This window comes from Paracoccus zhouxuedongae, assembly GCF_041927815.1.
GTDB lineage: Bacteria > Pseudomonadota > Alphaproteobacteria > Rhodobacterales > Rhodobacteraceae > Paracoccus.
In genome coordinates, this window is sequence record NZ_JBHFHM010000002.1 from 321645 (window position 1) to 334957 (window position 13313).

13 protein-coding genes and 1 tRNA gene are annotated in these 13313 nt (G+C 65.1%); 12 read left to right on the forward strand and 2 right to left on the reverse strand.

The window, feature by feature from the left end:
* Positions 1 to 7: 7 nt before the first annotated feature.
* From pdxH to ACEYYA_RS04570, 12 genes are all read left to right on the forward strand, one after another.
* A complete protein-coding gene (gene pdxH / locus ACEYYA_RS04515) occupies positions 8 to 700 on the forward strand; it encodes a pyridoxamine 5'-phosphate oxidase (protein ID WP_374798010.1) in 693 nt (230 codons plus the stop codon).
* Between the two features lie 124 nt (positions 701 to 824).
* Positions 825 to 1373, forward strand: a complete 549-nt coding sequence (locus ACEYYA_RS04520; protein WP_374798012.1) for a cold-shock protein — start codon at positions 825 to 827, stop codon at positions 1371 to 1373.
* The gene (locus tag ACEYYA_RS04525) at positions 1373 to 1855 is read left to right on the forward strand and encodes a DUF192 domain-containing protein (protein ID WP_374798014.1); all 483 of its coding nucleotides are present in this window, start codon (positions 1373 to 1375) and stop codon (positions 1853 to 1855) included. The genes ACEYYA_RS04520 and ACEYYA_RS04525 overlap by 1 nt, the downstream gene beginning before the upstream one ends.
* 52 nt (positions 1856 to 1907) lie before the next feature.
* Positions 1908 to 1984 (forward strand) — tRNA-Pro (locus ACEYYA_RS04530).
* 483 nt (positions 1985 to 2467) lie between these two features.
* Positions 2468 to 6136, forward strand: coding sequence for a vitamin B12-dependent ribonucleotide reductase (locus ACEYYA_RS04535; protein WP_374798016.1), 3669 nt, complete (start codon positions 2468 to 2470; stop codon positions 6134 to 6136).
* Positions 6137 to 6367: 231 nt separating this feature from the next.
* Positions 6368 to 7900 (forward strand): acyl-CoA carboxylase subunit beta, encoded by a 1533-nt coding sequence (locus ACEYYA_RS04540; RefSeq protein WP_374798018.1) that lies wholly within the window; start codon positions 6368 to 6370, stop codon positions 7898 to 7900.
* Between the two features lie 2 nt (positions 7901 to 7902).
* On the forward strand, positions 7903 to 8595 hold the full coding sequence (locus tag ACEYYA_RS04545; protein ID WP_374798020.1) for a DUF6497 family protein: 693 nt from the start codon (positions 7903 to 7905) through the stop codon (positions 8593 to 8595).
* A 169-nt stretch (positions 8596 to 8764) separates the two neighbouring features.
* A complete protein-coding gene (locus ACEYYA_RS04550; protein ID WP_374798022.1) occupies positions 8765 to 8890 on the forward strand; it encodes a hypothetical protein in 126 nt (41 codons plus the stop codon).
* Positions 8891 to 8965: 75 nt separating this feature from the next.
* Positions 8966 to 9358, forward strand: coding sequence for a hypothetical protein (locus ACEYYA_RS04555; RefSeq protein ID WP_374798024.1), 393 nt, complete (start codon positions 8966 to 8968; stop codon positions 9356 to 9358).
* Positions 9359 to 9479: 121 nt separating this feature from the next.
* On the forward strand, positions 9480 to 9704 hold the full coding sequence (locus tag ACEYYA_RS04560; protein ID WP_374798026.1) for a YMGG-like glycine zipper-containing protein: 225 nt from the start codon (positions 9480 to 9482) through the stop codon (positions 9702 to 9704).
* A gap of 122 nt (positions 9705 to 9826) precedes the next feature.
* The gene (locus tag ACEYYA_RS04565) at positions 9827 to 11830 is read left to right on the forward strand and encodes an acetyl-CoA carboxylase biotin carboxylase subunit (protein WP_374798028.1); all 2004 of its coding nucleotides are present in this window, start codon (positions 9827 to 9829) and stop codon (positions 11828 to 11830) included.
* Between the two features lie 4 nt (positions 11831 to 11834).
* Positions 11835 to 12515, forward strand: a complete 681-nt coding sequence (locus ACEYYA_RS04570; RefSeq protein ID WP_374798030.1) for a hypothetical protein — start codon at positions 11835 to 11837, stop codon at positions 12513 to 12515.
* On the opposite strand, the gene ACEYYA_RS04575 is transcribed toward ACEYYA_RS04570, so the two are convergent.
* Both ACEYYA_RS04575 and ACEYYA_RS04580 read right to left on the reverse strand, forming a co-directional pair.
* Entirely contained in the window at positions 12481 to 12693 is a 213-nt protein-coding gene (locus tag ACEYYA_RS04575) for a hypothetical protein (RefSeq protein ID WP_374798032.1), read from the reverse strand. The two genes, ACEYYA_RS04570 and ACEYYA_RS04575, sit on opposite strands and share 35 nt — an antisense overlap.
* Before the next feature lie 93 nt (positions 12694 to 12786).
* Positions 12787 to 13305, reverse strand: coding sequence for a DUF4174 domain-containing protein (locus tag ACEYYA_RS04580; RefSeq protein WP_374798034.1), 519 nt, complete (start codon positions 13303 to 13305; stop codon positions 12787 to 12789).
* Positions 13306 to 13313 lie beyond the last annotated feature (8 nt).

Here is a 13313-nt window from a genome sequence, read left to right on the forward strand (position 1 = left end):
GTGCCCGATGACCGACCATCCGCAGCACGATCATTCGCAGAACGACGGCCCGGATCGCGCGGGGATCTTCGCCGGAGACGACCCTTTCGACATTGCCCGCCGCTGGCTGACCGAGGCCGAGGCGGTCGAACCGAACGATCCCAATGCCATCGCCCTGGCCACGGTCGATGCCGATGGTCTGCCCAATGTCCGCATGGTCTTGCTGAAATCCATCGACGGGCAGGGCGATGACGGATCGTTCGTGTTCTACACCAACTACGGGTCCGCCAAGGCGCGCGAGATCGAGGCCAGCGGCACAGCCGCCTTCGTGCTGCATTCCAAGGCGCTGCGTCGCCAGATCCGGGTGCGCGGCACCGTCATGCGAGAGGATGGCCCCGAGGCCGACGCCTATTTCGCCAGCCGCAGCCTGAAATCCCGGCTGGGGGCCTGGGCGTCCCGGCAAAGCCAGCCGCTGTCCTCGCGCCTCGCGCTGCTGGCCGAGGTGGCGCGCGTCACCGCCAGCCACGGCCCGTTTCCCGCACGTCCGCCCTTCTGGGGCGGCTTCCGCATCCGGCCGGTGGAAATCGAGTTCTGGGCCGATGGCGCCTTTCGCCTGCACGACCGATTCCGCTGGACCCGCGGCAGCCTAGCCGCGGATGATGACGCGGACGTGAAGGCGGCGGATGGGGCGGGGTGGGTTATAGTCAGACTTAATCCTTGACCGCGAACCGGAAACAGATGATTTATTGACACTCTGTCGGCGTTCGCCCCGAAAACCGGGTCGCGCCGTTCTTTGGAAGGCGCTGACCCAGGCCGGTCCGGTCCGGTCGGCTATGGAAGGTCACATGGATAATTCCGTGGAAATGCCCCGAAAAATCGTGGGACGGGTCAAGTGGTTTGACCCGGCCAAGGGCTTCGGCTTCATCGTCGATGATTCGGGCGAACGCGATATTCTGCTGCACGCCAATGTGCTGCGCAATTTCGGCCAAAGCTCGGTCGCGGACATGTCACAGGTTACAGTGATGGTCTCGGACACCGCGCGTGGCCGCCAGGCTGTCGAGGTGCTGTCGATCGCCCCGCCCGAGGTGAACACCCCCGCGCCGATCGAGGATCTGTGTCATTGCGACCTGTCCGAGATCACCGCCCGCCCGCTGGAGCCTGCGCGGGTCAAGTGGTTCGACAAGGTGAAGGGCTTCGGCTTTGCCAATGTCTTTGGCCGGTGCGACGACATTTTCCTGCATATCGAGGTGCTGCGCCATTCGGGTTTTGCCGATCTGCAACCGGGTGAGGCGGTGGCGCTGCGCATCGTCGATGGCCGTCGCGGGCTGATGGCGGCGCAGGTGCTGCCCTGGGAAAGCGCCGCCCGCCCGGCCGAAGTGGCCGAGGACGCCTGATGCGCGCGCGGGCTGCCGTGCTGGCGGGTCTGGTCGCGCTGCTGGCCGCGCCCGCCGTGGCCGCCCCCGCCAACTGCGCCGATGACCGTCTGCTGGTGGCCACCGCCGCCGGTTCGCGCGTCTTTGCTGTGGAACTGGCCGCCGACGCCGCCAGCCGCGCGCGGGGGCTGATGCACCGGCGCGATCTGGCGGCTGATGCGGGAATGCTGTTTCTTTATGAATCCCCGCGCGAGGCGTGGTTCTGGATGAAGAACACGCCGCTGGCGCTGGACATGATCTTTGCCGATGCCACGGGCCGCATCACCCATATCCACGAAAACGCAAGGCCCATGGACGAGACGCCGATCCCCGGCGGCACCGGTGTTCTGGCCGTGCTTGAGGTCAAGGCAGGCACCGCCCGCCGCCTGGGTCTGGCTGTCGGTCAGCCGATGGCCCATCCGCGTCTCGATCAGGCGACCGCCGCCTGGCCCTGCCGCCGCTGACCGCCGCTTTGCCGCTTTCCCTCGCCCCCGGGCTGGGTTAGGAAGGCCGCGTCGGGGCGTAGCGCAGCCTGGTAGCGCGACGGTTTTGGGTACCGTAGGTCGGAAGTTCGAATCTTCTCGCCCCGACCATCACTTAGCAGACATCAACGACGACCGGTTTACAGGGCGGTTTACACGTCCCGCAGCCGGGCCGTTGACTTGTTGCAACACTGTCCTTGGGCAGGTCGTCCGGCCCCGATCTTCACAGCAAGACGCAACCTTGACGGGTAAGTGGGCCGGATCGCTGGATTTTGCCAGACGCGCCCCGCGGCTTGGGCGCATTAACCATCTGTGGACGAATCCCAACCAAGATCGCGGTCAACGGGTCAACCCAAATCCGTTGTGGAAAACCGTGAATGTTTTGTTGACGGCCCCGTGAACCCACGGCAGGTTGTGTAGGCCGGATGCAAGGCCACCACATCTTGTGGTTCCAGCCCGCGCGGATCAGGACAGCAGCGCGCCGGGATGCCCGGTGGACGTGGCCTTTGGGCCGCGCTGGCTGCGCCATGCCCGCGGCTTCGGCGTGGCGGGGCAATGACCCTGCGACCAGCGACTGACAAAAGGACGGGGCAGATGAAGATCGAACGCAAGTTTACCCGCGCCGCGACCGGCGCCTATGGCGAGTTGACCTTTACCACGACCACCTCGGAGATCCGCAATCCGGATGGCAAGGTGGTGTTCCGTAACGAAAACGTCGAAGTGCCCGAGGGCTGGAGCCAGGTCGCCTCTGACGTGCTGGCGCAGAAATATTTCCGCAAGGCCGGTGTTCCTGCCGCGATGAAGCGCGTCAAGGAAAAGGGCGTGCCGGATTTCCTGTGGCGCAGCGTCCCCGATCACGACGCGCTGGCAGCCCTGCCCGAAGCCGACCGCTTCACCGGCGAGACAAGCGCCAAGCAGGTGTTCGACCGTCTGGCCGGGGCCTGGGCCTATTGGGGCTGGAAGGGTGGCTATTTCACCACCGAAGCCGATGCCCGCGCCTATTACGACGAGATGCGCTTCATGCTGGCCAATCAGATGGCCGCACCGAACAGCCCGCAATGGTTCAACACCGGCCTGCATTGGGCCTATGGCATCGACGGCCCGTCGCAGGGGCATTTCTATGTCGATCCCGCGACCGGCCAGATGGTGAAATCGGCCAGCGCCTATGAACATCCCCAGCCGCACGCTTGCTTCATCCAGTCGGTTTCGGACGATCTGGTCAACGAAGGCGGCATCATGGACCTGTGGGTGCGCGAGGCGCGGCTGTTCAAATACGGCTCGGGCACCGGCACCAACTTTTCGTCCTTGCGCGGCGAGGGGGAAAAGCTGTCGGGCGGCGGCAAGTCTTCGGGCCTGATGGGGTTCCTGAAGATCGGTGACCGCGCGGCGGGGGCGATCAAATCGGGCGGCACCACGCGCCGCGCCGCCAAGATGGTGATCTGCGACATGGATCACCCCGACATCGAATCCTTCATCAACTGGAAGGTGATCGAGGAACAGAAGGTCGCCAGTCTGGTGGCCGGTTCCAAGATGCACGAACGCGAGCTGAACGGCATCTTCGCCGCGATCAAGGCCTGGGACGGGTCGATGGAGGATGCGACCGACCCCGCCCGGAACGAGGCGCTGAAAGCCGCGATCCGGTCGGCCAAGCGGGTGATGATCCCCGAAACCTATATCAACCGCGTGCTGCAATACGCCCGTCAGGGCTATGCCAGCATCGAGTTCCCGACCTATGACACCGATTGGGACAGCGAGGCCTATACCAGCGTTTCGGGGCAGAACTCGAACAACTCGGTCCGCGTCACCGATGCCTTCCTGAAGGCGGTCAAGGATGATGCCGACTGGGAACTGATCCGCCGCACCGATGGCAAGATCGCCAAGACGGTGAAGGCGCGCGATCTGTGGGATCAGGTCGGCCATGCCGCCTGGGCCTGCGCCGATCCGGGCATCCAGTTCCATGACACGGTGAACGCCTGGCACACCTGCCCCGAGGACGGGCCGATCCGCGGCTCGAACCCGTGCAGCGAATACATGTTCCTGGACGATACCGCCTGCAACCTGGCGTCGATGAACCTGCTGACCTTCCATCATGCCGGTCAGTTCGACGCCGAGGGCTATGTTCACGCCACCCGGTTGTGGACGATCACGCTGGAGATCAGCGTGATGATGGCGCAGTTCCCCTCGCGCGAGATCGCGCAGCGGTCCTATGACTTCCGCACTTTGGGTCTGGGCTATGCCAATATCGGCGGCCTGCTGATGACCATGGGCCTCGGCTATGACAGCGACAAGGGCCGGGCCTTGTGCGGCGCACTGTCGGCGATCATGACCGGCGTCGCCTATGCCACCAGCGCCGAAATGGCAGCCGAACTGGGTGCCTTCCCCGGCCATGCGCGCAATGCCGCGCATATGCTGCGGGTGATCCGCAACCACCGCGCCGCCGCCCATGGCGCGGGCTATGAGGGGTTGAACGTCCCCGCCGTGTCGCTGGACGCGGCCAATTGCCCCGACCCCTCGCTGATCGCCTTGGCCCGCGCGAGCTGGGATGAGGCCTTGGCCCTGGGCGAACAGCACGGCTATCGCAACGCGCAGGTCAGCGTGATCGCGCCGACCGGCACCATCGGCCTGGTGATGGATTGCGACACCACCGGGATCGAACCCGATTTCGCGCTGGTCAAGTTCAAGAAACTGGCGGGCGGGGGCTATTTCAAGATCATCAACCGATCGGTTCCCGCCGCGCTGGAGACGCTGGGCTATTCCAGCGCCCAGATCGAGGAAATCGTCGCCCATGCCGTCGGCCATGCCAGCATCGGCAACTGCCCCGGCATCAACCCGACGGCGCTGGCCGGTCACGGCTTCGGCCCGCGCGAGATCGAAAAGGTCGAGGCCGCCTTGGCATCCGCCTTCGACATCCGCTTCGTGTTCAACCAATGGACACTGGGCGAGGATTTCTGCAAGCAGACGCTGGGCATTCCCGCCGAAAAGCTGGCCGATCCGGGCTTTGACCTGCTGCGCCATCTGGGTTTCACCAAGTCCCAGATCGACGCCGCCAACGATCATGTGTGCGGCACCATGACGCTGGAGGGTGCGCCCTTCCTGAAGCCCGAACATTACCCGGTCTTCGACTGCGCCAATCCCTGCGGCAAGACCGGCAAGCGTTATCTGTCGGTGGAAAGCCACATCACCATGATGGCCGCCGCGCAGTCGTTCATCTCGGGCGCGATCTCCAAGACGATCAACATGCCCAACAGCGCCAGCATCGAGGACACGCTGGCCGCTTATGAGCTGTCGCATTCGCTGGGGATCAAGGCCAACGCGCTTTATCGCGACGGCTCCAAGCTGTCGCAGCCTCTGGCCAGCGCGCTGGTCGAGGATGACGAGAACGCGGCCGAGGTGCTGGCCAGCGGCTCGGCCCAGGAAAAGGCCGTGGTTCTGGCCGAAAAGATCGTCGAAAAGGTGATCGTCAAGGAAATCGTCCGCAGCCACCGCGAAAAGCTGCCGGGCCGCCGCAAGGGCTATACGCAAAAGGCCAATGTCGGCGGGCACAAGGTTTACCTGCGCACCGGCGAATATGACGACGGTTCGCTGGGCGAGATCTTCATCGACATGCACAAGGAAGGTGCGGGCTTCCGGGCGATGATGAACAACTTCGCCATCGCGGTGTCGGTGGGCCTGCAATACGGCGTGCCGCTGGAGGAGTTCGTGGACGCCTTCACCTTCACCAAGTTCGAACCGGCGGGCATGGTGCAGGGCAATGACAGCATCAAGAACGCCACGTCAATTCTGGACTATGTGTTCCGCGAACTGGCCGTCAGCTATCTGGATCGCACCGATCTGGCGCATGTCCAGCCCAAGGGCGCCAGCTTCGACGATCTGGGCGGCGGCTCGGCCGAGGGTCAGCCCAATGTCGCCGAGGTCAGCGAGGGGCGCGCGTCCAAATCGTTGGAAATGCTGAAGCAGATCAGCTCGACCGGCTATCTGCGCAAGCGGCTGCCGCAAGAGCTTGTGGTGCTGCAAGGCGGGCTTCAGGCGACCGGCACCGACCCGGTGGCGGCGCTGAACACGCTGGTGCCGGAAACCGCCGGGATCACCGCGATGCAGGCAAGTGTCAGCAGCGTGGCGGTGACCGCGATGGACGCGCGCACCAAGGCCCGCCTGCAAGGCTATGAGGGCGAGGCCTGCGGCGAATGCGGCAACTTCACTTTGGTGCGCAACGGCACCTGCATGAAATGCAACACCTGCGGGGCGACCTCGGGTTGTAGCTGACGGCGTTACGGGGGACGGGCAGGGGGTGTGGAAACCGGCCCGAACCTATCGCAGCAGGCCGCACGCAGATGCGGCAAGACCTTGGCCGTCCCTTCGGGGGCGGCCTTTTTTTGCGCAACAAGATTTGCAATTCGCAGCTTCTCTGCGGCGGTGATTTTGCAAATCTTCCCGATTTCACTTTTGTGACTGCCCGCGCGCAGCTAAGGTCCGGCAAAACCTTTGGGGGACAGCATGAAAGACATCCTGGCCGAACTGGAAAGCCGCCGCGAGATCGCCCGCCAGGGCGGCGGCCAGCGCCGCATCGACGCCCAACATGCCCGTGGCAAGCTGACCGCACGCGAACGGATCGAACTTTTGCTGGACGAAGGCAGCTTTGAAGAGTTCGACATGTTCGTCGCCCATCGCTCGACCGATTTCGGCATGGAAAAGGACCGTCCGGCAGGCGACGGCGTGGTCACCGGCTGGGGCACGATCAACGGCCGCATGGTCTATGTCTTTTCGCAGGATTTCACCGTCTTCGGCGGCAGTCTGTCGGAAACCCACGCGCAAAAGATCTGCAAGATCATGGATATGGCCATGCAGAACGGCGCGCCGGTGATCGGGCTGAACGACTCGGGCGGCGCCCGCATCCAGGAGGGGGTGGCCAGCCTCGCCGGTTACGCCGAGGTGTTCCAGCGCAACATCATGGCCTCGGGCGTTATCCCGCAGATCAGCGTCATCATGGGGCCTTGCGCGGGCGGGGCGGTCTATAGCCCGGCGATGACCGACTTCATCTTCATGGTGCGCGACACGTCCTATATGTTCGTGACCGGCCCGGATGTCGTGAAAACCGTCACCAATGAGGTCGTGACCGCCGAGGAACTGGGCGGCGCGTCCACCCATACCAAGAAATCCAGCGTGGCCGATGGCGCCTTCGACAACGATGTCGAGGCGCTTTACGAAATCCGCCGCCTGTTCGATTTCCTGCCCTTGTCGAACCGCGACAAGGCGCCGGTGCGGCCCTTCTTCGACGATGTGGCCCGGATCGAACCGGCGCTGGACACGATCATCCCCGACAACCCGAACCAGCCCTATGACATGAAGGAAGTCATCCTGAAGGTCGCGGATGAGGGCGATTTCTACGAAATCCAGCGCGATTTCGCGGGCAATATCATCATCGGCTTTTGCCGGATCGAGGGCCAGACCGTCGGCGTCGTCGCCAACCAGCCGATGGTGCTGGCGGGCTGTCTGGACATCGAATCCAGCCGCAAGGCCGCGCGCTTCGTGCGTTTCTGCGATGCGTTCGAGATCCCGATCCTGACCTTTGTCGACGTGCCGGGCTTTCTGCCGGGCGCCAGCCAGGAATGGAACGGCGTCATCAAGCACGGCGCGAAACTGCTGTTCGCTTACGGCGAAGCGACGGTGCCGAAGGTCACGGTCATCACCCGCAAGGCCTATGGCGGGGCTTATGACGTGATGGCCTCGAAACATCTGCGCGGCGATTTCAACTATGCCTGGCCGACCGCCGAGATCGCGGTGATGGGGGCCAAGGGCGCGGTCGAGATCCTGTATCGCAGCGAGCTGGGCGACAAGGACAAGATCGCCGAGCGCACCCGCGATTACGAGGACCGCTTTGCCAATCCCTTTGTTGCCGCCGAAAAAGGCTTCATCGACGAGGTGATCCAGCCCCGGTCGACCCGCAAGCGGGTGGCGCGGGCCTTTGCCAGCCTGCGCGGCAAGAAGCTGGCGAACCCGTGGAAGAAACACGACAATATCCCGTTGTAAGCATGGCACTTTCCCCCCGTCAGATCGGTCTTGGCGCGGCGCTGCTGGTGGCGGCTCTGGCTGCTGCCGGTTGGCAATTGCGGCCCACGCCGCTGGCCCCCGATCTGGATCAGGAAGGGGCCGAGGCAGGCCTGACCGATGCCGAACTGGCCGCGCATGAGGCCACCACTCCGGTCATCGAAACCGATGAAGGCGACCTGCCCCCCGGTGCCGATCCGGTCGGCACGCCCGGCGATCAGCCGGTGGGCGAGGTGATCGACAACCCCGCGCTGATCGAAGCCCTGCGCCAGCCGCAGGCGGACCTGGCCCAGCCGGTTGGCGATCCGATCGACCTGCCCTCGGGGCGGCAGGTCTGGTGGGCGGATTCCGCGCAGGACAATCTGGGCACCGCCGGGCTGACCCATCGTTTCCGCTTTGTCGCGCCCTGGCTGGGCGCCGGTCCCGACGAGGCCGAACAGGCGGCCTTGCGCGCCGACATGACCGCCCTGTGCGAGACCTTCGCGGTGCCGCGCCTGGGTCGCCCCGGCCCCTTGCCCGCGCAGGTCGTCATCACCCTGATGCAGCGCCCGATCACCTTTGGCGACAGCGACCGCGATCTGGTCCAGTCGTTCGAGGGCTTCAGCCTGACCGCCCCCGAAGGTGCCGACCCGAGTGACCCGCAGACGCCTCTGACCTGCCAGTGGGAGGTGTTCTGATGCCCGCCGCGCCCTCTGTCACCCACATGCAACAGCGCAACTATTCCACGCGCTGCGGATTTGCCCATCATTCTCACGGGGTTATCGTCGGGGCTGATGGGGCCGCCTTGGCCTGCGTCAAAACCCCGAGCAGCGCCGCCCCGAACGGGCGGCCATACAGGAGACTGTCATGTCCAAGAAAATCCTTGCCGTCGTCGGCTTCGCCCTGCTGGTCGCCGCTTGCGCCCCGAAGCCCGAGCCGGTCGTCGTTGCCCCGGTCACCGTTGACGTGCCCGATCCGCGCGGCAAGTTCTGATCCACGCCGTTACGATCTTGCCGGGCGGGGCGCCGCCCGGCATGTTGATGCCCTTGTGCAAGACAGGGGTTCATCATGCTGAAACATCGCGGCTTTCCGGGCCGCCTTCCCTCATCCGACCTGCAATTCACCATCCGCCGCGCCAATCCCAAGGGCGCGACCAAGCTGATTTCGCGCGAACGCTATCGTGACCGCGCTGCCATCGACCGGCGCGCCGACCTGATGTTCATGGCGGCGCTGTGGCAGCATTTCGGTGACCAGCCCTTTGAACGCGGCAATCTGGACGGCGGGCGCCTGTCCTGGCTGTTCGGGCGCGAGGTCGTGCCGGCCGAAAATTCATTCGATCCAACCTCTTACGAGGCGTTGTTGAAAATCGATGTGAAGAAGGCCATGGCCAGCTTCCCCGAGGTTTTCGCCGATGATTCCGACCTGGAACTGGATGGCGACGATGATTGGGGGGACGAATGACATCCCGTGTCGCGACCACCTGCACGATCTCTGGATCACGGTTTCGTAAAAGTGACTTTCCCCGTGCGGCAGGCTGCGGCAATATGTGCGTCATAACAACGTCCATCGGAGGCAGTTCAACATGCGTTTCACGAAACCCCTCGCCGCGGTCGCCCTGGTCGGTCTGCTGGCTGCTTGCCAACAGCCCGGCGGTCTGGGCACCACGCCGGACACCAACCGCGCCCTTATCGGTGCGGCGGCTGGCGCGGTCACCGCGAAAGCCTTTGACCAAAGCGTCGGCAAGGGTGCGCTGCTGGGCGCCGCCGCTGGCGCGCTGTGCGACGACGCGGGCGTCTGCACCTACTGATTTCCCGCGCCTTCGGGCGCGTCCGACCGACATCGCGGCCATCGGGGCATCTGCCCCGGTGGCCGTTTTCGTTTGACCATCCGGGGCCGCGTGCAAGGCCCCGCAAGACCGAAGGGACGGCCATGTTCAAGAAGATCCTGATCGCCAACCGCGGCGAAATCGCCTGTCGGGTCATCAAGACCGCCCGCAAGATGGGCATTCAGACGGTGGCCGTCTATTCCGATGCCGACCGCAATGCGCTGCATGTGCGCATGGCGGATGAGGCGGTTCACATCGGCCCGCCCCCGGCCGCGCAATCCTATATCGTGATCGACAAGATCATGGATGCGATCCGCCAGACCGGGGCCGAGGCCGTGCATCCGGGCTATGGCTTTCTGTCCGAACGCATGGATTTCGCCGCCGCGCTGGAAAAAGAGGGCGTCGTTTTCATCGGCCCGCCCAGCCCCGCGATCGAGGCGATGGGCGACAAGATCACCTCGAAGAAGCTGGCCCAGCAGGCGGGCGTGTCCACCGTGCCGGGCTATATGGGCCTGATCGCAGATGCCGATGAGGCCGCGAAGATTTCAAAGGAAATCGGCTTTCCGGTGATGATCAAGGCCAGCGCCGGGGGTGGCGGCAAAGGGATGCGCATCGCCTGGACCGAACAAGAGGCGCGCGAGGGTTTTGAATCCTCGAAGAATGAAGCCGCCGCCAGCTTTGGCGACGACCGCATCTTCATCGAAAAGTTCGTGACCCAGCCCCGCCATATCGAGATTCAGGTGCTGGCCGATCAGCACGGCAATGCCGTCTATCTGCATGAACGCGAATGCTCGATCCAGCGCCGCAACCAGAAGGTCATCGAGGAAGCCCCCAGCCCCTTCCTGGACGAGGCGACCCGCCGCGCGATGGGGGAACAGGCCGTCGCCTTGGCCAAGGCCGTGGGCTATACCAGCGCCGGCACGGTCGAGTTCATCGTCGATGGCGACAAGAACTTCTACTTCCTGGAAATGAACACCCGGCTTCAGGTCGAACATCCGGTTACCGAACTGATTACCGGCGTCGATCTGGTCGAACAGATGATCCGCGTGGCCAATGGCGAGCCGCTGCCCTTCACGCAGGATGATCTGAAGATCAACGGCTGGGCGATGGAAAGCCGCCTTTACGCCGAAGATCCCTATCGCAACTTCCTGCCCTCGATTGGCCGGCTGACCCGCTATCGCCCGCCGGTCGAAGGCGAAACCGACCGCGGCGGCATCGTGCGCAATGATACCGGCGTCTATGAGGGCGGCGAAATCAGCATGTATTACGACCCGATGATCGCCAAGCTTTGCACCTGGGCGCCGACCCGGGCCGAGGCCATCGAGGAAATGCGCCTCGCGCTCGACACGTTCGAGGTCGAGGGGATCGGCCACAACCTGCCGTTCCTCAGCGCGGTGATGGATCACGACCGCTTCGTGTCGGGCAATATCACCACCGCCTTCATCGCCGAGGAATACCCCGAGGGCTTCCAGGGCGCGACCCTGGATGACCGGCTGTTGCGCCGCATCGCCGCCGCCTGCGCCGCGATGAACCGTGTTGCGGAAATCCGCCGCACCCGCATTTCCGGCACGCTGGGCAATCACAACCGCCATGTCGGGGAAGATTGGGTCGTGACCCTGCAAGGTCAGGATTTCGCGCTGAAAATCGCCGCCGACCATGACGGGTCCACGATCCGCTTTGCCGATGGCACGTCGATGCGCGTGACATCGGACTGGACGCCGGGTCAGCCGCTGGCCAGCCTGACGGTGGATGGCGAACCCTTGGTTCTGAAGGTCGGCAAGATGCCTTCGGGGATGCGGGTGCGGGTGCGCGGCGCTGACCTCAAGGTCTTTATCCGCACGCCGCGCCAGGCCGAACTGGGCAAACTGATGCCCGAAAAGCTGCCGCCGGATACGTCGAAATATCTGCTGTGTCCGATGCCCGGCCTGGTCGTCAAGATCAGCGTCGAGGAGGGCGACGAGGTGCAAGAGGGGCAGGCCCTGGCGACCGTCGAGGCGATGAAGATGGAAAACATCCTGCGCGCCGAACGCAAGGGGGTGGTCGCCAAGATCAACGCCGCGCCAGGCCAAAGCCTGCGCGTCGATGACGTCATCATGGAGTTCGCGTGACGCTGTGACCGTCTGGGGCCTGATGTGGAACGAACGCGTGGCCGCCGCGCTTGTCACCGCGCTTGTCGGTGGCGGCGTGGTGGCCCTGGGTTGGTTCCTGACCCACGCGCTGTCACGCCGCCGCGACACCGCGCTGCGGCATGAACGGGTGGCCGACATGCAGCGCGCCCTTCTGGCCGAGATCCGCGCCCATGCGGTTGCGCTGGAGCGCCAATCCTTTGAGGGCCGCCCCGAGGAACGCCAGCAGATGCTGGACCGGCTGGCCGCCGATCAGCATGTGCCGATCCTGCCACATGACGCCAATGACCGGGTGTTCCGCGCGCTTGTCAGCGACATCCACATCCTGCCGGAATGGGCGATTGATCCGGTGGTGCGCTACTATCGCCTGCTGGCGGTGCGCGCCGCCCTGGCGCAGGACATCCGCACCCATGCCAAGGACCATCCGCAGCGCGCCACGCAGATGTTCGCGGATTATCTGGAACTGAATGAGGAAACGCTGGACACCGCCATCGAGGCCATCGAAATCCTGGCGACCAGCCTGCGCGGCGGGGCCGAGGCGATTGCGGCGCTGATGGCGCGGGATGAGGCGCAGATGGTTGCCGCGATCCGCGCCCATCTGCCCGATGAGCTGGCCGATCTGCGGCGCAGGCTTAATACGCAACCCTTGGACCGGAGCGCCCCTTGATCGGCTTCAGACCAATCGCCCGCACCAGCTCATTGGCGCGTTCGCGGACCGGGGTGACCTCGGCGAAGCGGCCCGAGGGGCTGCGGGGCTTGGCCTTGCGCAGGCCCGACGCATCGGCGGCCTGCGGTCCCGTTGCCGGGGCGACTGCGGCGGGCGTGCTGTGGGTCGTCTGGGCCATGGCGTCGGCTCCTTGCTGTGCCTGGGCTGATGCTAAGCCAATCCGGGGGCAGGTTCAAAGCAATTCCATCGCCGCCCGGGGGCCGGGGCGCGGCTACCGCCCCCCCAGTTCCTCGCGGCGCGAGGGCAGCTTGTCGATGGTGCGGGCGATTTCGCGCGCGCTCCAGGGCAGCGGCTTGCGGGTGACGGTGCGCCCGTCGGTGTCGATCACCACCAGCGAAAAGCCGCGCGGATGCAGCGCCCGGCGCCAGTCCGATCCCGCCGCCGGGTCGGTGTCGGTGACGATCACCACCCGCCGGTCGACCAGCGGGCCGGGCAGGGCGGCGATCATCCGCATCTGCGCCAGAAACTGCGGGTCTTCCGGGGTATCGGCAAAGACCACCACCGGGCGCGCCTGCCACAGGAAATCGCCGGGCGCGCGGTCGCCCGCTGCGATCAGCATCAGATCGGGGGCAGGCGCGGGCGTGCCCGCCATGCCGGCGGGCGGATTGGCCATCGGCCGCGTCACCGGCCCGGTGCCGGGCGGCGGCGCGGTCGGGCGGGTCGGCCGATCAAAGGCGGCCACGGGTGCCGCCGTCAGCAGCAATGTCATCAACAGGATCAGGGCGCGCATGGAACCTC